14 protein-coding genes and 1 pseudogene are annotated in these 18,533 nt (G+C 71.7%); 11 read left to right on the forward strand and 4 right to left on the reverse strand.

Going from position 1 to position 18,533, the window contains the following annotated elements:
- The first annotated feature begins 97 nt into the window (after positions 1 to 97).
- Both E0500_RS09120 and E0500_RS09125 read left to right on the forward strand, forming a co-directional pair.
- On the forward strand, positions 98 to 1,615 hold the full coding sequence (locus E0500_RS09120; protein WP_131562859.1) for a 3-hydroxyacyl-CoA dehydrogenase: 1,518 nt from the start codon (positions 98 to 100) through the stop codon (positions 1,613 to 1,615).
- Positions 1,612 to 2,202, forward strand: coding sequence for a TetR/AcrR family transcriptional regulator (locus tag E0500_RS09125; RefSeq protein WP_131562857.1), 591 nt, complete (start codon positions 1,612 to 1,614; stop codon positions 2,200 to 2,202). The genes E0500_RS09120 and E0500_RS09125 overlap by 4 nt, the downstream gene beginning before the upstream one ends.
- A gap of 12 nt (positions 2,203 to 2,214) precedes the next feature.
- Here E0500_RS09125 and E0500_RS09130 read toward each other — a convergent pair whose 3' ends face one another.
- A complete protein-coding gene (locus tag E0500_RS09130) occupies positions 2,215 to 2,700 on the reverse strand; it encodes an Lrp/AsnC family transcriptional regulator (protein WP_131562888.1) in 486 nt (161 codons plus the stop codon).
- 190 nt (positions 2,701 to 2,890) lie between these two features.
- Here E0500_RS09130 and pdhA point away from each other — a divergent pair, with 190 nt between their 5' ends.
- The 6 genes from pdhA to E0500_RS09160 all read left to right on the forward strand — a co-directional run bounded on the left by pdhA (position 2,891) and on the right by E0500_RS09160 (position 9,987).
- Complete coding sequence (gene pdhA / locus E0500_RS09135; RefSeq protein WP_131562855.1) at positions 2,891 to 4,039, forward strand: pyruvate dehydrogenase (acetyl-transferring) E1 component subunit alpha; 1,149 nt, start codon at positions 2,891 to 2,893, stop codon at positions 4,037 to 4,039.
- A complete protein-coding gene (locus E0500_RS09140; protein WP_131562853.1) occupies positions 4,036 to 5,040 on the forward strand; it encodes an alpha-ketoacid dehydrogenase subunit beta in 1,005 nt (334 codons plus the stop codon). The genes pdhA and E0500_RS09140 overlap by 4 nt, the downstream gene beginning before the upstream one ends.
- Complete coding sequence (locus tag E0500_RS09145) at positions 5,040 to 6,473, forward strand: dihydrolipoamide acetyltransferase family protein (RefSeq protein ID WP_131562850.1); 1,434 nt, start codon at positions 5,040 to 5,042, stop codon at positions 6,471 to 6,473. The genes E0500_RS09140 and E0500_RS09145 overlap by 1 nt, the downstream gene beginning before the upstream one ends.
- Before the next feature lie 25 nt (positions 6,474 to 6,498).
- Complete coding sequence (locus E0500_RS09150; protein ID WP_399118836.1) at positions 6,499 to 7,434, forward strand: NTP transferase domain-containing protein; 936 nt, start codon at positions 6,499 to 6,501, stop codon at positions 7,432 to 7,434.
- Positions 7,431 to 8,819, forward strand: coding sequence for a molybdopterin molybdotransferase MoeA (locus E0500_RS09155; RefSeq protein WP_131562848.1), 1,389 nt, complete (start codon positions 7,431 to 7,433; stop codon positions 8,817 to 8,819). The genes E0500_RS09150 and E0500_RS09155 overlap by 4 nt, the downstream gene beginning before the upstream one ends.
- Positions 8,820 to 8,889: 70 nt before the next feature.
- Positions 8,890 to 9,987, forward strand: coding sequence for a TrkA family potassium uptake protein (locus E0500_RS09160; protein WP_131562846.1), 1,098 nt, complete (start codon positions 8,890 to 8,892; stop codon positions 9,985 to 9,987).
- 140 nt (positions 9,988 to 10,127) lie between these two features.
- On the opposite strand, the gene E0500_RS09165 is transcribed toward E0500_RS09160, so the two are convergent.
- Together E0500_RS09165 and E0500_RS09170 are read right to left on the reverse strand one after the other, a co-directional pair.
- Positions 10,128 to 10,976, reverse strand: a complete 849-nt coding sequence (locus E0500_RS09165) for an ABC transporter permease (protein ID WP_131562844.1) — start codon at positions 10,974 to 10,976, stop codon at positions 10,128 to 10,130.
- Positions 10,973 to 12,054, reverse strand: a pseudogene (locus E0500_RS09170) (ATP-binding cassette domain-containing protein). The gene E0500_RS09165 and the pseudogene E0500_RS09170 overlap by 4 nt, the downstream one beginning before the upstream one ends.
- Before the next feature lie 258 nt (positions 12,055 to 12,312).
- On the opposite strand from E0500_RS09170, the gene E0500_RS09175 reads away from it, so the two are divergent.
- Together E0500_RS09175 and E0500_RS09180 are read left to right on the forward strand one after the other, a co-directional pair.
- Positions 12,313 to 13,293 carry an NAD(P)H-quinone oxidoreductase gene (locus tag E0500_RS09175; RefSeq protein ID WP_131562841.1) on the forward strand — a complete coding sequence of 327 codons (981 nt, stop codon included), beginning with the start codon at positions 12,313 to 12,315 and terminating at the stop codon, positions 13,291 to 13,293.
- Between the two features lie 811 nt (positions 13,294 to 14,104).
- A complete protein-coding gene (locus E0500_RS09180; RefSeq protein ID WP_131562836.1) occupies positions 14,105 to 14,638 on the forward strand; it encodes a bacterial proteasome activator family protein in 534 nt (177 codons plus the stop codon).
- 123 nt (positions 14,639 to 14,761) lie between these two features.
- On the opposite strand, the gene E0500_RS09185 is transcribed toward E0500_RS09180, so the two are convergent.
- Positions 14,762 to 16,474, reverse strand: a complete 1,713-nt coding sequence (locus E0500_RS09185; protein ID WP_131562834.1) for a Stk1 family PASTA domain-containing Ser/Thr kinase — start codon at positions 16,472 to 16,474, stop codon at positions 14,762 to 14,764.
- A 371-nt stretch (positions 16,475 to 16,845) separates the two neighbouring features.
- Here E0500_RS09185 and E0500_RS09190 point away from each other — a divergent pair, with 371 nt between their 5' ends.
- Positions 16,846 to 18,390, forward strand: a complete 1,545-nt coding sequence (locus E0500_RS09190; RefSeq protein WP_399118841.1) for a protein kinase domain-containing protein — start codon at positions 16,846 to 16,848, stop codon at positions 18,388 to 18,390.
- The last annotated feature ends 143 nt before the right edge of the window (positions 18,391 to 18,533 follow it).

Genomic DNA, 18,533 nt, shown 5'->3' on the forward strand with positions numbered 1-18,533 from the left:
CAGAAACACGCGGACAGAGTTAGAGTAACCGAACGATCGGTCGGGACAAGGGGGACCGCCGCATCTGTGGAAAACCCCGTGCGGGAGGATCGCGCACATGACAGCACTCGACCTCAGCAGCCCCGTGGCCGTCGTCGGCGCCGGCACCATGGGCCAGGGCATCGCCCAGGTCGCATCGGTCGCGGGCCACCCCGTGCGGCTGTACGACGCCGTTCCCGGACGGGCCAGGGAAGCGGCCGCGGCGATCGGCGCCCGCCTCGACCGGCTCGTGGAGAAGGGGCGGCTCACCGGCGCCGACCGGGACGCCGCACAGGCCGGGCTCCGCCCGGCGGAGAGCCTCGCCGAGCTCGCGGACTGCGGGCTCGTCGTCGAGGCGGTGCTCGAACGGCTCGGTGTGAAGCAGGAGCTGCTGCGCGAGCTGGAGGAGGTCGTCGGCGAGGACTGCCTGCTCGCCACCAACACCTCGTCCCTGTCCGTCACGGCCATCGGCGGCGCCCTGCGCAACCCCGGCCGCTTCGTGGGCCTGCACTTCTTCAACCCGGCGCCCCTGCTGCCGCTCGTGGAGGTCGTCTCCGGGTTCGCCACCGACGTCACGTCGGCCACGCGCGCGTACGAGACCGCCCGCGCCTGGGGCAAGACCCCGGTGGCCTGCGCGGACACCCCCGGCTTCATCGTCAACCGCATCGCGCGCCCCTTCTACGCCGAGGCCTTCGCGGTGTACGAGGCCCAGGCCGCCGATCCCGCCACCATCGACGCGGTCCTGCGCGAGTCCGGCGGCTTCAGGATGGGCGCCTTCGAGCTGACCGACCTCATCGGGCAGGACGTCAACGAATCCGTCACCCACTCCGTGTGGCAGGCGTTCTTCCAGGACGTCCGCTTCGCTCCCTCGCTCGCGCAGCGGCGGCTCGTCGAGTCGGGCCGGCACGGCCGCAAGACCGGACACGGCTGGTACGACTACGGGGACGACGCCGAGCAGCCCGAGCCGCACACCGCGGAGAAGGCCCCGGCGCCCGCATACGTCGTCGCGGAGGGCGACCTGGGGCCCGCGTCCGAGCTGCTCGCGCTGGTCCGCGAGGCAGGCATCGGTGTGCGCGAGGACGACGAGGACCACGGCACGCGGTTGATCCTGCCGAGCGGCGGTCAGCTCGTTCTCGCCGACGGCCAGACCTCCGTGGAGTTCCGGGACGTCGTGTACTTCGACCTGGCGCTCGACTACCGCAAGGCCACCCGCATCGCCCTGTCCGCCTCCCAGGACACCTCGCCCCAGACCCTCTCCGAGGCCACCGGGCTCTTCCAGGCGCTCGGCAAGGACGTCAGCGTCATCGGGGACGCGCCCGGCATGATCGTCGCCCGTACGGTGGCCCGGATCGTCGACCTCGCGCACGACGCCGTGGCCAAGGGCGTGGCCACCGAGGAGGACATCGACACGGCGATGCGCATGGGCGTCAACTACCCTCTGGGGCCCTTCGAGTGGAGCCGCAGACTCGGCCGCAACTGGGCGTACGCCGTCCTCGACGACCTGCACCTGCGCGACCCCTCGGGCCGTTACGCGCCGTCCCTCGCGCTCTACCGTCACGCGTACGCCTCCGACAAGCGGGAGGGCACCACCTCATGACCACGGCCAAGCGCGACACGTACACCCCGGACACACTGCTCTCCGTCGCCGTCCGGGTCTTCAACGAACGAGGCTACGACGGCACCTCCATGGAGCACCTCTCCAAGGCGGCCGGTATCTCCAAGTCGTCGATATACCACCACGTCGCGAGCAAGGAGGAGCTGCTCCGGCGTGCCGTCAGCCGGGCGCTCGACGGCCTCTTCGGGATCCTCGACGAGGAGCACGCGCGCGCGGGGCGTGCCGTGGAGCGCCTGGAGTACGTCGTGCGGCGCATGGTCGAGGTGCTCACCGCCGAACTGCCGTATGTGACGCTGCTGCTGCGCGTGCGCGGCAACACCGGCACCGAGCGGTGGGCCCTGGAGCGGCGCCGAGACTTCGACCACCGGGTCGCCGAACTGCTCAAGGCCGCGGCCGCCGACGGGGACGTGCGCGGCGACGTGGAGGTCCGGCTGGCCACCCGGCTCGTCTTCGGAATGATCAACTCGGTCGTGGAGTGGTACCGGCCGGACGGGCGCGGCATGGGCGAGCGGGAAGTGGCCGACGCGGTGGTGCAGTTGGTGTTCGGGGGCCTGCGCACCCAGGGGTGAGACCAGGAGCGTTCAGCCCTGCGGCTCCAGGTCCTCCTCCTCGAACACCAGCAGCGTCCGTGAGCTGAGCACCTCCGGGATGGCCTGGAGCCGGGTGAGGACCAGCTCGCGCAGCGCGCGGTTGTCCGAGGTGTGCACCAGCAGCAGGACGTCGAAGTCGCCGCCCACCAGGGCGATGTGGGAGGCGCCCGGCAGCTGTCGCAGCTGTTCGCGGACCGTGCGCCAGGAGTTCTGCACGATCTTGAGGGTGATGTAGGCCGAGGTGCCCTGCCCGGCGCGCTCGTGGTTCACGCGCGCCCCGAATCCGCGTATCACGCCGTCTTCGAGGAGGCGGTTGATGCGGGCGTAGGCGTTGGCGCGGGAGACGTGGACGCGCTCGGCGACGGAACGTATCGAGGCACGGCCGTCCGCCTGGAGCATCTGCAGGATGTCCTGATCAATGGCATCCAGCGGGCGAGGGGGTGGCAACACCAGGCCGTGCTCCGGAGGCTCGGCCATTTGTTCAGGTGCCATGTCCCCCCGCCTCCCTACCATGGACGTAGTGCGTCCATCACAGGCTGTGGAGAACCGTTTGTCCACAGCCTGGCGGTGCCTGTAGCCAAAATGTGCCGACGACCGAACAATCGGTAGGTGAGGCGCGTCACAACCGTGGCGGGCCCGAGAAGCCACTCCCACGAGGAGGTGCCGTATGACGGTCATGGAGCAGCGGGGCGCGTACCGGCCGACACCGCCGCCCGCCTGGCAGCCCCGCACCGACCCCGCTCCGCTGCTGCCCGACGCGCGGCCGTACCGCGTCCTGGGCACCGAGACCGCCGCCAAGGCCGACCCCGCGCTGCTGCGCCGGCTCTACGCGGAGCTGGTGCGCGGCCGCCGGTACAACGCGCAGGCCACGGCACTCACCAAGCAGGGCCGGCTCGCCGTCTACCCCTCCAGCACCGGCCAGGAGGCCTGCGAGGTGGCCGCGGCCCTCGTGCTCGAAGAGCGCGACTGGCTCTTCCCCAGCTACCGGGACACCCTCGCCGCCGTCGCCCGCGGCCTCGACCCCGTCCAGGCGCTCACGCTCCTGCGCGGCGACTGGCACACGGGGTACGACCCCCACGAGCACCGCGTCGCGCCCCTGTGCACCCCCCTCGCGACCCAACTCCCGCACGCCGTGGGCCTCGCTCACGCCGCCCGCCTCAAGGGCGACGACGTGGTCGCGCTCGCCCTGGTCGGCGACGGCGGCACCAGCGAGGGCGACTTCCACGAGGCGCTGAACTTCGCCGCCGTGTGGCAGGCCCCGGTCGTCTTCCTCGTCCAGAACAACGGCTTCGCGATCTCCGTCCCGCTCGCCAAGCAGACCGCCGCCCCGTCGCTGGCCCACAAGGCCGTCGGCTACGGAATGCCGGGCCGCCTGGTCGACGGCAACGACGCGGCGGCCGTGCACGAGGTGCTCGGCGACGCCGTGGCCCACGCGCGCGCGGGCGGCGGTCCCACACTGGTCGAAGCGGTGACGTACCGCATCGACGCCCATACGAACGCCGACGACGCCACCCGCTACCGCGGCGACGCCGAGGTCGAGACCTGGCGCGCACATGACCCGATCGCGCTCCTGGAGCACGAGTTGACCGAGCGCGGTCTGCTCGACGAGGACGGCATCCGGGCCGCTCGCGACGCGGCCGAGGCCATGGCGGCCGACCTGCGCGAGCGCATGAACCAGGACCCGGAGCTCGACCCCATGGACCTGTTCGCCCATGTGTACGCCGAACCCACACCGCAACTGCGGGAGCAGCAGGACCGGTTGCGGGCCGAGCTCGAAGCCGGCGCCGAGGCGGACGCAGAAGGGACGGGCCGATGACCACCGTCGCCCTCAAGCCCGCCACCATGGCGCAGGCCCTCACGCGCGCGTTGCGCGACGCCATGGCCGCCGACCCGGCGGTCCACATTCTGGGCGAGGACGTCGGCGCGCTCGGCGGCGTCTTCCGGGTCACCGACGGCCTCGCCGAGGAGTTCGGCGAGGACCGCTGCACGGACACGCCGCTCGCCGAGGCGGGCATCCTCGGGACGGCCGTCGGCATGGCGATGTACGGGCTCAGGCCGGTCGTGGAGATGCAGTTCGACGCGTTCGCCTACCCGGCGTTCGAGCAGCTCATCAGCCACGTCGCGCGCATGCGCAACCGTACGCGGGGCGCGATGCCGCTGCCGGTCACGATCCGGGTCCCCTACGGGGGAGGCATCGGCGGCGTCGAGCACCACAGCGACTCCTCCGAGGCGTACTACATGGCGACCCCGGGACTCCATGTCGTCACGCCCGCGACCGTCGCCGACGCCTACGGGCTGCTGCGCGCCGCCATCGCGTCCGACGACCCCGTCGTCTTCCTGGAGCCCAAGCGGCTCTACTGGTCGAAGGACTCCTGGAACCCCGAGGACCCGGGGCCCGTCGAGCCCATCGGCCGCGCCGTGGTGCGGCGCCCGGGCCGCAGCGCCACGCTGATCACATACGGGCCGTCCGTACCCGTCTGCCTGGAGGCGGCAGAGGCGGCGCGGACCGAGGGCTGGGACCTGGAGGTCGTCGACCTGCGCTCCCTGGTGCCCTTCGACGACGACACGGTGGCCGCGTCCGTACGGCGCACCGGGCGCGCCGTGGTCGTCCACGAGTCCGGCGGCTTCGGCGGCCCGGGGGGCGAGATCGCGGCCCGCGTCACGGAGCGCTGCTTCCATTACCTGGAGGCGCCCGTGCTGCGCGTCGCCGGGTTCGACATCCCGTATCCGCCGCCGATGCTGGAGCGGCACCACCTGCCCGGGGTCGACCGGATCCTGGACGCCGTGGAGCGCCTGCAGTGGGAGGCGGAGAGCTGATGACCCAGGTGCTGGAGTTCAGGCTGCCCGACCTCGGTGAGGGGCTGACCGAGGCCCAGATCGTCCGCTGGCTGGTGCAGGTCGGCGACGTCGTCGCCATCGACGAGCCGGTGGTGGAGGTCGAGACGGCCAAGGCCATGGTGGAGGTGCCCTGCCCCTACGGGGGCGTCGTGACCGCCCGCTACGGCGACGAGGGGACGGAACTGCCCGTGGGGGCACCGCTGTTGACGGTGGCCGTGGGGGCGCCCGCCGAGGACGACCAGGGCTCCGGCAACGTGCTGGTGGGCTACGGCACGGGGGCGCCCCCGGCACGACGTCGGAGGGCGCGGCCCCAGAGCGGAGCCGTGCCGGACATGCCGCGTCGGGCTGCCGCGCCCCCGGTCGCCGCGAGCACCCCACCCCCACCCGAGGCGGCCCCGAAGCACCCTGAGGGCCCCGTCCCGGTCATCTCACCGCTCGTGCGCCGCCTCGCCCGGGAGCACGGCCTGGATCTGCGGGAGCTGGCGGGCTCCGGACCCGACGGGCTGATCCTGCGGGCGGACGTGGAACACGCGCTGCGGGCCGCGGCCGCCGCCGCGCCCCCCTCCGCTCCGGTGACAGCGGTCCCGGCGGCACAGACGGAGACCGTCTCGGCGCCCACGCGCGCGGAGAGCCTGACGTCCACGCGCGCGGAAAGCTTGACGCCCACGCGCACGGAGAGCGCCGTCGCGTCTGCCGCGGCCGGCACGTCCGCGACCCTCGCCCCCGGTACCCGCATCCCCCTCCGGGGCGTGCGCGGGGCCGTCGCCGACAAGCTCTCCCGCAGTCGGCGCGAGATCCCCGACGCGACCTGCTGGGTGGACGCCGACGCGACGGAGCTCATGCACGCGCGCGCGGCCATGAACGCGGCGGACGGCCCCAAGATCTCGCTGCTCGCCCTGCTGGCGCGGATCTGCACCGCCGCCCTCGCCCGTTTCCCCGAGCTCAACTCCACCGTCGACATGGCCGCCCGCGAGATCGTCCGCCTCGACCGGGTGCACCTGGGGTTCGCCGCGCAGACCGAACGGGGGCTCGTCGTGCCCGTCGTCCGGGACGCGCACACGCGGGACGCCCAGTCGCTCACCGCCGAGTTCGCCCGGCTGACCGAGGCGGCCCGCACCGGGACGCTCACCCCCGCAGAACTCACCGGCGGGACCTTCACGCTGAACAACTACGGAGTGTTCGGCGTCGACGGCTCCACGCCGATCATCAACCACCCCGAGGCAGCCATGCTCGGCGTGGGCCGCATCGTCCCCAAACCCTGGGTGCACCAGGGCGAGCTGGCGGCGCGGCAGGTCGTCCAGCTCTCGCTCACCTTCGACCACCGCGTGTGCGACGGCGGCACGGCGGGCGGTTTCCTGCGGTACGTGGCGGACTGCGTCGAACAGCCGGTGGTGCTCCTGCGTTCCCTGTGATCGCCGTGGCACGCATACTCGGGGGGTGACCGCGTACGACCCTCCGGGGCAGCCGCAGCCGCAGCAGCCGCCGCCCCGCGCCGCCGCCGAGGCGTACGACGCTGCCGTGACCGTGTACGACGCCGTCGTGCTCGCCGGGGGCGCCGCCCGGCGGCTCGGCGGCGCCGACAAGCCCGGAGTGCGCGTGGGCGGCCGGGCGCTGCTCGACCGGGTGCTGGCCGCATGCGCGGGCGGCGGCACCACGGTGGTCGTGGCCGATCCCCGGCAGACGGCACGGTCCGTGGTGTGGGCGCGCGAGGACCCGCCCGGCGGCGGCCCGCTCGCCGCGCTGGAGGCCGGTCTCCGGCACACCACCGCGCCGTATGTCGTCGTGCTCTCCGCTGATCTGCCGTTCCTTCGGGAGACGACGGTACGGCGGCTGCTGGACGCCCTGGGAACGCATGGTTCCGAGGGTGTGCTGCTCACCGACCCCGACGGCCGTGACCAGCCCCTTGTCGCCGCGTACCGGGCCGACGCCCTACGCCGCGAGCTCACCTCGCTCACCGCCGGGCACGGCGGTCTCACCGGGCTGCCCCTGCGGCGGCTCACCGGCGCGCTCGATCTCACCCGCATCGCCGACCCCGTCGCGTCGTTCGACTGTGACACCTGGGAGGACATCGCCGCCGCCCGGGCTCAGATCAGGGAGCATGGGCACGTGTTGGATGAATGGATTTCCGCAGTCAAGGACGAGCTGGGCATCGACCTCGATGTCGACACGGGCACCCTGCTCGACCTCGCTCGCGACGCCGCCCACGGAGTGGCCCGGCCCGCTGCCCCGCTGACCACGTTCCTCGTCGGGTACGCCGCGGCCCGCGCCGAGGGCGGCCCTGAGGCGGTCGCCGAGGCCGCCCGCAAGGCCGCCGCCCTGGCCCTCCGCTGGGCGGACGAGAACACGCCCGACGCCGGGCCGGACGCCGGATGACCGCCCAGGACGCCGAGGAACTCGACGTGGAGGAGGCGCTGGCCATGGTCAACGACAGGAGCAGGCGCCCACTCGGCATGCCGTCCACCCCGTCGCCGTCCATGCCCGCCTCGCGGGCACCGCACTCCGGCGAGGACACCCGGCACAGGGGCACGGCCTGGCCGGAGGCCCGCGCCCTCGCCGAGCGCGCCGCCCGGTCGGTCCGGCGCCGTACCCCCGCCTCCGTCACCCTCGACGAGGCTCTCGGCCTGGTCCTCGGGGCTCCCCTCACGGCCCTCACCGACCTCCCGTCCTTCGACACCTCCGCGATGGACGGCTGGGCGGTCGCGGGCCCCGGCCCCTGGCACGTACGTGAGGACGGAGTGCTGGCCGGGCACGCGCAGCCCGAACCCCTCACCGACGGCGAGGCCGTCCGTATCGCCACCGGCGCCCGCGTCCCGCAGGACAGCACGGCCGTCCTGCGCAGCGAGCACGGCCGCATCGACGACAAGGGCCGGCTGTACGCGACCCTCCCGCAAGCTCGCGATGCCGCTCGACCTGGTGGGACGCCCACGGTCGTCCATGGTCAGGACATCCGGCCGCGCGGCCAGGAGTGCCGCAGCGGCGACCAGCTCCTGCCGCTCGGCACCCTGATCACCCCGCCCGTACTCGGGCTGGCCGCGGCCGCCGGGTACGACACGGTCTCCGTCATTCCTGGTCCAAGGGCCGAAGTCCTGGTCCTCGGCGACGAGTTGCTCACCGAAGGCCGTCCCCACGACGGCCTGATCCGGGACGCACTCGGCCCCATGCTGCCGCCCTGGCTGGGGGCGCTCGGCGCCGAGGTCATGACCGTCCGCAGGATCGGGGACGACGCCGATGCCCTGTACGAGGCCCTGAAGAACTCCCCCGCCGACCTGATCGTCACCACCGGCGGCACCGCCTCAGGCCCTGTCGACCACGTTCACCCCACGCTGCGCCGCCTCGGCGCCGAGCTCCTCGTGGACGGTGTCCAGGTCCGCCCGGGCCACCCGATGCTCCTGGCCAGGACACGGGAGAACCAGCACCTGGTCGGGCTTCCCGGCAACCCTCTGGCGGCCGTCTCCGGGCTGCTCACCCTCGCCGAGCCCCTGCTGCGGACCCTTGCGGGACGCGCCGCCCCGGAGCCGTACGCACTGCCGCTCCAGGAGACTGTGCACGGCCACCCGCGCGACACCCGACTCGTCCCGGTCGCCCGGCGCGCCGACCGGGCCGTACCGCTGCACTACAACGGTCCCGCCATGCTGCGCGGTATCGCCACCGCCGACGCTCTGGCCGTCGTACCCCCGGGCGGTGCTCGCCCGGGACAGACGCTGGAACTCCTCGATCTGCCATGGGCGACTGCGGGAATTCAGGTGTGTTTCACGTGAAACGGAGCATGTGCAGGATCGTCATGTACAGGATCACGGAGAACGAATCGGGGACCGGGGAGCGTTTCACGTGAAACTACCGGGCCAGGACTTGATCGCTCGACGCGCGGACGAGCGTCTCGCGACCCACCAGGTGAAGCTCCCCAGACGGGCTGTCGAGCGCCCGATACGGCAGGTCGCCAAGCGGCTGGCGATGGCCCTGTTCGTGCTGGTCGTGACCGCCCTCATCGTCTACGCCGACCACGAGGGATACAACGACAACTCCGACGACGGCGTCGACCTTCTCGACGCCTTCTACTACGCGACCGTCACCCTCTCCACGACCGGTTACGGCGACATCACCCCGGTCAGCGACGCCGCCCGGTTCACCAACATCTTCGTGATCACGCCCCTGCGCGTGCTGTTCCTGATCATCCTGGTCGGCACCACGCTCGAGGTCCTCACGGAGCGCACACGTGAGGAATGGCGCCAGAACCGCTGGAGGACCGCTTTGAGGGATCACACCGTTGTCGTCGGCTTCGGGACGAAGGGGCGGTCGGCGATCCAGACCGTCTGCGCCCAGGGGCTGAAGAAGGAGCAGGTCGTGATCGTCGACCCCAGCTCCAAGGTGGTCGAGGCGGCGACAGCCGACGGGTACGCGGGGGTCGTAGGAGACGCCACCCGCAGTGATGTGCTCCTGCGGGCCGAGGCGCAGAGGGCGCGGCAGATCATCATCGCCACACAGCGGGACGACACCGCGGTCCTCGCCGTTCTCACGGCACGGCAGCTCAACCGCTCGGCGAAGATCGTGGTCGCCGTACGGGAAGAGGAGAACGCGCCGCTGCTGAAGCAGTCCGGTGCCGACATGGTCATCACCAGTGCCAGCGCGGCCGGACGGCTGCTCGGGCTCTCCGTGCTCAGCCCGGCCGCGGGCATGGTCATGGAGGACCTCATCCAGCAGGGCAGCGGGCTGGACATCGTCGAACGGCCGGTCATCAAGGCCGAGGTGGGGCGCGGTGTGCGGGAGACCGACGACCTCGTCGTCAGTGTCGTACGAGGCCACCGGGTGCTCGGTTACGACGACCCGTCCGTCGGCGAACTCCAGCTGACGGACCGGCTCATCACCATAGTGCGGGCCACCCCGAGCACCAGGGTCGCGCCGGACATGCGACCACTGCCTCAGGACTGACCAGCCCCGGGCACGGCGAGGGGGCGCCCGCGCGGAATCGGCGGACGCCCCCAGCGCCGTACGGCACCCCTGTCGCCGTACGGCACCCCTGTCGTCGTACGGCACCCCTGTAGCCGTACGACACTCCCGACGCCGTACGGCTACTTGCGGTTGTAGAGCCGCATCGTGATCGGTCCGAAGACCAGCACGAACAGTGCCGACCAGCCCAGCGACCAGGCGATCTCCGCGGCCGGCCAGTCACCCGCCATCAACCCCCGCACCGCCGACGCCAGATGCGTGATCGGGCTGTTGTTGACGAACGCCTGGAGCCAGCCCGGCATGGTCTTCGGGTCGACGAAGACGTTGGACAGGAAGGTCAGCGGGAAGATCACCATCATGCTGACGCCCATCACGGACTTCTCGGTGCGCAGCATCAGACCGAACATCGTCCAGATCCACGAGAACGCGAACGAGAAGACGATCAGCAGCGCGATCCCGGCGACCACGCCCACGACCCCGCCGTCGGGGCGGTAGCCCAGGATCAGACCGACGGCCAGCATCACCACGGACGCGATCGTGTAGCGCAGGGCGTCGCCCAGCAGATAGCCGACCATCGTCGACGGCCGCCAGATCGGCAGCGAGCGGAACCGGTCGAAGACACCCTTCTCGATGTCCGTGTTGACCGAGACACCCGTGTACATCGTGATCATCACGACCGACATCACCACGATGCCCGGCAGCAGGAACTGGATGTACTCGCTCGGCGAACCGGCCAGGGCGCCGCCGAAGAGGTACGTGTACATCAGCACCATCATCACGGGGAAGGCGGTGACGTCGAAGAGCTGTTCCGGCACGTGCTTGATCTTGAGCATGGCCCGCCAGCCGAAGGTCAGCGACGCCGACAGGGCGCTGGGGCGCGGCGGCCGCTCCTTGGCGATCAGCAGCGCGGCCAGCGACTCGGCGCTGACCGGGGCGAGTTCCTTGCTCTCGGTGGTGGTCGCGGTGCTCATGCCGCCGCCTCGTCCTTCGTGTCGTGAAGCTCGGTGTCGTTGCCCTGACTGCCCTGACTGCCCTGACTGCCCTGACTGCCTTGTGCGCGCTGTGTGTCCTGCGTCCGGGTGTCGTGTCCGGTGAGGGCGAGGAAGACCTCGTCCAGGCTGGGCTGGCCCAGCGAGAAGTTGTCGACGGTGATGCCGACACGGGTCAGCTCGGTGAGCGCGCGGGCCGCCTGCTCGGCCGCCCGCTGCCCGCCCGCCGCGCCCCGCCCACCCGCGCTGTCAGTGCCACCGGGTCGGGTTCCCGCTGCACGTCCGCGTCGAGCGCCAGCCGCAGCACCTCCTCCGCCTGCGGGCGCTGCGCCGGGTCGCGCAGCCGCAGGTGCACGGAACCGGCCCCGACGGACGCCTTCAGCTCGCCCTTCGTGCCCTCCGCGATCACCCTGCCGCGGTCGATGACGGCGATCCGGGACGCCAGCTGGTCGGCCTCGTCCAGGTACTGCGTGGTCAGCAGCACGGTCGTGCCCTGGGCGACGACCGCGCGCACGATGTCCCACACCTGGTTCCGGCTGCGCGGGTCGAGACCGGTCGTCGGCTCGTCGAGGAAGAGCAGATCGGGCGTGTTGAGGATGGACGCCGCGATGTCGATACGGCGCCGCATACCGCCGGAGTAGTGCTTGACCTGCTTCGCCGCCGCCTCGGTCAGCCCGAAGGCCTCCAGCAGCTGCTCGCTGCGCCGCCAGGCGGCCTTCTTGTGGTGGCCGAGGAGACGGCCGAGCAGCACCAGGTTCTCGGCGCCGGTCAGGTCCTCGTCCACGGACGCGTACTGACCGGTGAGGCTGACCCTGCTCCGCACTTCGTCGGCTTCCCGGACGATGTCGTGGCCGAAGACATGGGCCTCGCCCGCGTCGGGGCGCAGCAGGGTGGCGAGCATCTTCACGGTGGTGGTCTTGCCGGCACCGTTCGGGCCGAGGACGCCGTACACCGTGCCGGCCGGCACGGAGAGGTCGACGCCGTCCACGGCTCGGGTCTCGCCGAACGTCTTCACCAGACCCGCGGTCTCGATGGCGAGGCCGGACGTCTGTGCGCTCATGTCATGGGGTCCTTCCGCGTACGGGGCCCGGTTCACGGGACAGTAGAAGGGGAGACCGCCCGGACCTCCGGAACTCATCGGCCGGAGAACCCGAGCGGCCGTACGAATCCACCGTCGCTCTCCCGGCGATCGGCCGCACCACCATCAGGACCAAGGGACCAGGACAACCGGACCAAGGGACCAGGACAACCGGAACTCGCGAAGTACCGGGGCCGGGACCTGGGACGCAGGACGGCCGGGCGGAGTAGGTTCCCCCTCATGCATGCGATCACGATTCCCGAACCCGGCGGACCCGAGGCCCTGGTGTGGGACGAGGTCCCCGACCCGGAGCCCGGCGAGGGCGAAGTGCTCATCGAGGTGGCGGCAAGCGCCGTGAACCGCGCCGATCTGCTCCAGCGGCAGGGCTTCTACGATCCGCCGCCCGGCGCCTCCCCGTACCCCGGCCTTGAGTGCTCCGGGCGGATCGCCGCGCTGGGCCCCGGCGTCTCCGGGTGGGCGGTCGGCGACGAGGTGTGCGCGCTGCTCTCGGGCGGCGGATACGCGGAGAAGGTCGCCGTCCCCGCCGGTCAGGTACTGCCCGTGCCCGACGGGCTCGACGTCCTCCAGGCGGCCGCGCTGCCCGAGGTCGTCTGCACCGTCTGGTCGAACGTCTTCATGATCGCCCACCTCCGCCCCGCGGAGACCCTCCTAGTGCACGGCGGCTCCAGCGGTATCGGCACGATGGCGATCCAGCTCGCCAAGGCGGTCGGTGCGAAGGCCGCCGTCACGGCGGGCACCAAGGAGAAGCTGGACCACTGCGCCGCGCTGGGCGCGGACATCCTGATCAACTACCGCGAGCAGGACTTCGTCGAGGAGATCAAGCGGGCCACGGACGGCGCGGGCGCGGACGTCATCCTCGACATCATGGGCGCCAAGTACCTCGAACGGAACGTGAAGGCCCTCGCCGTCAACGGCCGGCTCGCGATCATCGGCCTCCAGGGCGGAGCCAAGGGCGAGCTGAACATCGGTGCGCTCCTGAGCAAGCGTGGCGCGATCAGTGCGACCACTCTGCGTGCCCGCCCGGTCGACGAGAAGGCCGCCATCGTCGCGGCCGTACGGGAGCACGTGTGGCCGCTCGTCGCCGCCGGCCACGTACGCCCGGTCGTCGACCGCGAGATGCCGATGAGTGACGCGGCCGTGGGCCACCGAGTGCTGGAGGAGAGCGGGCACGTCGGGAAGGTGCTGCTGGTGACGCCGTAGGACCTCACGACCCCGGAAGCGGCCTGAGCGGCCTGCGCGCCCTGAGCGGCCTGGGAGGCCTGGGGAGTGCCTGGGAGCCTGAGGGGCCTCACGGCCGTCGTAAGCGCAGGCCGACGAAGGCCAGCCCCAGGCCGAGTCCGATGAGGATCAGGCCGCTGCCGAGCGGGAGGGCCCGGCCCCCGAGTCCCTCGGCGGCATCCCGCCGGGTGACACCGGAGAGCGGGCGGTCGGGGGTGCCCGACCGCTGCGGTTCATCGGGGGCGTCGGCGGTTTCGCGTCCGCGGGTGGGTCGGCCGGGCTCCGGGCGCGCGGGATTCGTGCGCGATCCCGGATCTGTACCCGAGCCAGGGTCTTCACCAGTGCCTGTGTCCGTGCCCGGAGCCGTGGCGGTCTCCGTGGCCGCCGGATCGTCCGCCTCCTCCTCGCTGGGCTCGGCGTCCGCATCGTCCCGCCCCGGCCGTTCCCGCCCCTCGCCCGCGCTGCTGCCGGCGCGGGACTCCTCGGCGCGGGGGTGGGCCCGGCGGCGTACGGGGAGGGACGACGCCCACCGCCGGAACCAGAGCCGTCACGACTGGGGCTGCCGGGACCATGAGCGTCAGGGCCGTCAGAAACCGAACCGTGCGGAATGGAGCCACGTCGGTGCTCCCTTCCCGGTGCGAGGGGCGAAGGGCGAGGGGCAGTGACAAAAGCGTCACATACTGCAATCATCCCGGCATCCCGGGCGCCCTGGTGTCCCGGAGGTCGCCATCCCCTGCCGCACCCTGGGGCAGCCGGGTCCACGGGATCAGGAACGGTGCGAGAGAATGGCGGCATGGAGATGCCGAGGAACGACAGGGCGCCCGAGAATCCGCCGCAGATCCTGGTCGTCGGCCAGGACGGCATGGCTCTCGGCGGCGGAGGAGACGAGGACTCCCGCGAGGTTCCGGTGACGGAGCAGGTGGAGCAGCCTGCGAAGGTCATGCGCATCGGCAGCATGATCAAGCAGCTTCTGGAGGAGGTGCGGGCGGCACCTCTCGACGAGGCGAGCCGGGCCCGGCTCAAGGAGATCCACGCCAGCTCGGTGAAGGAGCTGGAGGACGGGCTGGCTCCCGAGCTCGTCGAGGAGCTGGAGCGGCTCTCCCTGCCCTTCACGGACGAGGCGATCCCCAGCGACTCGGAACTGCGGATCGCGCAGGCGCAGCTGGTCGGCTGGCTCGAAGGGCTGTTCCACGGGATCCAGACGACGCTGTTCGCCCAGCAGATGGCCGCGCGGGCTCAGCTGGAGCAGATGCGCCGCGCCCTCCCGCCGGGCGTCGGCGGCGAGGGCGGCCTTGAGGACCCGCGCACGGGCGGGCCGTACCTCTAGCGCTCGCAGGAAGGGGGCCCGGTGGTCGCACCGGGCCCCCTTCCCATGCCCCCATGACTGGTGACCGGCTCACGTTTCCCCTGACGGGCTCACGCCCGGAGCCTGACCTGCGAGATCGCCGGGTCAGGAGGCCGGATTGCCCGTCGAGACGTCCAGGATGATCGTCGGCATGTCATCGGGATCGACGTTGTCGTTGGTCGAGGGGTACTGCTGCATGACCGTGTCCTCGCCGTACGTGTTCTCGTCGACCCTCTTGGTCTCGTACTTCCAGCCGGCCGCCTGGAGGCACGCCTTCACCGAGTCGATGTTCTTGAACTCGAAGGTCGGGAGCTTGATCTTGCCGGGCTCGGTGTACGACTCCATCGGCTCCGTGCACCGCTCCGTCTCGATGGTCTTCGAGGTGTCCGGACCCCTGTGCCCGGCCGCATCCGGGGACGAGGCGGAGGAGGCGCCGGCGGTCGTGTCAGCGCTCGTATCACCGCTCGCGTCGCCGCCCTTGTCGTCGCCGCCGTTCAGCAGCATGGCCCCGAGCAGAGCGGTGATCGCCACGAGCGCGACGACGACCGCGCCGGCGATGACACCCGTGTTGGTCCTGCCGCCCCCGGAGGATCCCGCGGCGGAAGTCGGGTGCTGCGGGGTGATGTTGTACGGGGGCGGGGTCGTCGGCCCCGGTTGCGGCGGGTACGGAGCGTTCTGCGGCGCCATCTGGTAGCCGCTCTGCCCGCTCTGCTGCGGATAGCCGTACGCCGGGGAGGGCGGCTGCGGAGTCGGGGTGGGTGTCGGCGGACTGTACGGGCCGGGCTGGTACGGGGTCTGTATGTTCCCCTGCGGTGCCGGGGTCGACTGGTCGATCGGCGGGAAGACGGCGGAGCCCACACCGGCGCCGCTCGACGTCTGCGCGCCCGGGACGATGCTCGGCGGCGGGGCGGCCTGGAGCGAGGCGGCCACCCGCAGACACTCGTCGCGCATGGCCTCGGCGCTCGGGAAACGCTCGTTCGGGTTCTTCTTCAGGGCGCGGGCGACCAGCGCGTCCACCGCCGGGGGAAGCGAACGGTTGATGGAGGAGGGGGCGACCGGTTCCTCCTGGACGTGCGCGTACGCGATCGCCAGCGGAGAGTCCGCCTCGAACGGCAGCCGCCCGGTGGACAGCTGGAACAGCATGATGCCGACCGAGTACAGGTCGCTGCGCGCGTCCACGCCCCGGCCCAGCGCCTGCTCCGGCGAGAGGTACTGCGGGGTGCCGACGACCATCCCGGTCTGGGTCATGGACGTGACACCGGACTGCATGGCGCGGGCGATGCCGAAGTCCATCACCTTGACCACGCCGCGCTTGGTCATCATCACGTTGCCCGGCTTGATGTCGCGGTGGACCAGGCCCATCTCGTGGCTGATCTCCAGCGCCGCCAGAACGTCCGCGGTGATCTTCAGCGCCTTGTCGGCGGGCATCGCGCCGTACTGCCGGACGTCCGCGTCGAGCACCGAGCCGAGCGGCCTGCCCTCGACGTACTCCATGACGATGTACGGAGTCGGGGCGCCGCTCCCCGGGGCGGAGCCGTCGGCGAACAGGACGTCCTCGCCGGTGTCGAACACCGAGACGATGTTCGTGTGCGTGAGTTTCGCCACGGCCTGGGCCTCGCGGCGGAACCGCTCGCGGAAGGCCTGCTCGCGGCCGAGCTCGGTGTGAAGTGTCTTGATCGCCACCTGCCGGTCGAGCACCGAGTCGTATGCGAGGTGCACCGAGGCCATGCCGCCCTCACCGAGCAGATCGCGCAGCTGGTAGCGGCCACCGGCGAACGACCGCCCCGCATACCGGCCCTGTGCGCCGTCGTGGCTCATGTTTCTGCGTCCCCCATCGGCGCGGGCGAAGTTGCCTGCGTGGCTCCCGCGTTCGGCGATCCTCGTGCTGTTTTGAGTGATTCCCGGCCAAGTCTGCCCGAGGGCACTGACACGTCAAGCGCGGTGCCCGATCCGTGACCGTACGCGAAGGAAGCGTCGCGTAAGCGTTACCGGGGTTGTACGAGCGCTACACACAATTTGCACGAGGGGTGGCGTGGAAGGTTTCATGGCCGCTCCCACCTGAATCCTTCCCCAATCCTTCCCCCCTCCAAGACGGACCGGGGCCTTGCGCAGAGGCTGTAGCGTGGCCCGACGGAAGACCGTGACAACGAGACCGCGCGGACCGCGGGCAGAAACGACGGCGAGGACTGATGGCACAGCAGCGCGCTCAGGGCCCGTCCGACCCCGAGGCGGCTGGCGGCGGTATGTCAGACGCGCCGGAGATGTGGGGCAACAGAGGGCTCGTCGGTGACGGCCGGTACCGGCTGACCGGCAGACTCGGCCGGGGCGGCATGGCCGAGGTGTTCGCGGCCGAGGATGTGCGCCTCGGCCGTACGGTCGCGGTCAAACTGCTGCGTTCCGATCTCGCCGAGGACCCGGTCTCCAAGGCGCGCTTCACGCGTGAGGCGCAGTCGGTGGCCGGGCTCAACCACCATGCGATCGTCGCGGTGTACGACTCCGGTGAGGACGTCGTGAACGGCACCCCCGTGCCGTACATCGTGATGGAGCTGGTCGAGGGCCGGACGATCCGTGACCTGCTGCTCAACGCCGAGGCCCCGGGGCCCGAGCAGGCGCTGATCATCGTCTCCGGAGTGCTGGAGGCGCTCGCCTACTCGCACCAGCACGGCATCGTGCACCGCGACATCAAGCCGGCCAACGTCATCATCACCCACACCGGCGCCGTGAAGGTCATGGACTTCGGCATCGCGCGCGCCCTGCACGGCGCGCAGTCGACCATGACGCAGACCGGCATGGTCATGGGCACGCCCCAGTACCTGTCCCCGGAGCAGGCGCTCGGCAAGGCCGTCGACCACCGCTCCGACCTGTACGCGACGGGCTGTCTGCTGTACGAGCTCCTCGCGCTGCGGCCGCCGTTCGTCGGTGAGACCCCGCTGTCGGTGGTCTACCAGCACGTCCAGGACCTTCCGGTGCCGCCCTCCGAGGTCTCCGACGGGGCGCCGCCGGAGCTCGACGGGCTGGTGACGCGCTCCCTCGCCAAGGAGCCGGACGACCGGTTCCAGACGGCCGAGGAGATGCGCGGACTGGTCCAGTACGGCCTGCAGATGCTGTACGACCAGGGCGGCCACACCGGCACCTGGAACACCGGGCCCGTGACCGCGCACGACGGCAGGCAGACCCCGGCCGCGGGCTTCGCGGGCACGGCCGCGATGCCGCACCCCTCGGACTCCGGTACCGCGCAGATCCACCAGCCGATCCTGCCGAACGGCGGCGGCCGGGACGACGGGGGCTTCGAGGGGCACGGCAACCGGGGCAGCGGCCGCGGCAAGCTGTGGATCCTCGCGGTGCTCGCGGTCGTCGCCATCGCGGCGGGCGTCGCGCTGGCGCTGAACAACACGGGCAGCGGGGAAGGCGGTAGCGGGACCACTCAGTCGCCGACCGCCACGCAGTCCAAGGAGGAGAAGGAGCCCAGCGCCAGTCCCAGCGACGAGCCGACGGACGAGGTCACGCACGAGGACACCGGAACGAATCCCGGCTCCGACTTCACGCCCAGCTACCCGCCGTCCCCGAGCTTCACCCCGTCCATCACCCCGAGCGAGCCGTCGGGCGGTGAGCCCTCGGACACCGGGTCGGCGAGCGCGGAGCCGCCGACGGACGAGGAGTCGACGCCGCAGGACGGTGGAGAGAGCCCGAGCCCACCGGCGAGCGACCCGTCCGGTGAAGGTGCGACGTCCTGACACGGGCTCCGAGCCGGACACGGACAGAGACCCCCTGAAGAACACCCCTCACGCGCGCGTGCGGCCCGAAACGGGCTTCACGCGCGCGTGCCGTTTCTTCCCGGCGCGAGGAGGGAGGCGCCCAGGGGGGCGCGTGGAGCACT

This window comes from Streptomyces sp. KM273126 (assembly GCF_004337435.2).
GTDB classification, from domain to species: Bacteria; Actinomycetota; Actinomycetes; order Streptomycetales; family Streptomycetaceae; genus Streptomyces; species Streptomyces acidicola.

Bases quoted from the DNA above. Each gene is read 5' to 3' on its own strand.
- pdhA (WP_131562855.1), top strand. From the start codon at position 2,891: ATGACGGTCATGGAGCAGCGGGGCGCGTACCGGCCGACACCGCCGCCC.
- E0500_RS09185 (WP_131562834.1), bottom strand. From the start codon at position 16,474: ATGAGCCACGACGGCGCACAGGGCCGGTATGCGGGGCGGTCGTTCGCC.
- E0500_RS09175 (WP_131562841.1), top strand. From the start codon at position 12,313: ATGCATGCGATCACGATTCCCGAACCCGGCGGACCCGAGGCCCTGGTG.
- E0500_RS09155 (WP_131562848.1), top strand. From the start codon at position 7,431: ATGACCGCCCAGGACGCCGAGGAACTCGACGTGGAGGAGGCGCTGGCC.
- E0500_RS09125 (WP_131562857.1), top strand. From the start codon at position 1,612: ATGACCACGGCCAAGCGCGACACGTACACCCCGGACACACTGCTCTCC.
- E0500_RS09190 (WP_399118841.1), top strand. From the start codon at position 16,846: ATGGCACAGCAGCGCGCTCAGGGCCCGTCCGACCCCGAGGCGGCTGGC.
- E0500_RS09120 (WP_131562859.1), top strand. From the start codon at position 98: ATGACAGCACTCGACCTCAGCAGCCCCGTGGCCGTCGTCGGCGCCGGC.
- E0500_RS09180 (WP_131562836.1), top strand. From the start codon at position 14,105: ATGGAGATGCCGAGGAACGACAGGGCGCCCGAGAATCCGCCGCAGATC.
- E0500_RS09145 (WP_131562850.1), top strand. From the start codon at position 5,040: ATGACCCAGGTGCTGGAGTTCAGGCTGCCCGACCTCGGTGAGGGGCTG.
- E0500_RS09165 (WP_131562844.1), bottom strand. From the start codon at position 10,976: ATGAGCACCGCGACCACCACCGAGAGCAAGGAACTCGCCCCGGTCAGC.
- E0500_RS09140 (WP_131562853.1), top strand. From the start codon at position 4,036: ATGACCACCGTCGCCCTCAAGCCCGCCACCATGGCGCAGGCCCTCACG.
- E0500_RS09130 (WP_131562888.1), bottom strand. From the start codon at position 2,700: ATGGCCGAGCCTCCGGAGCACGGCCTGGTGTTGCCACCCCCTCGCCCG.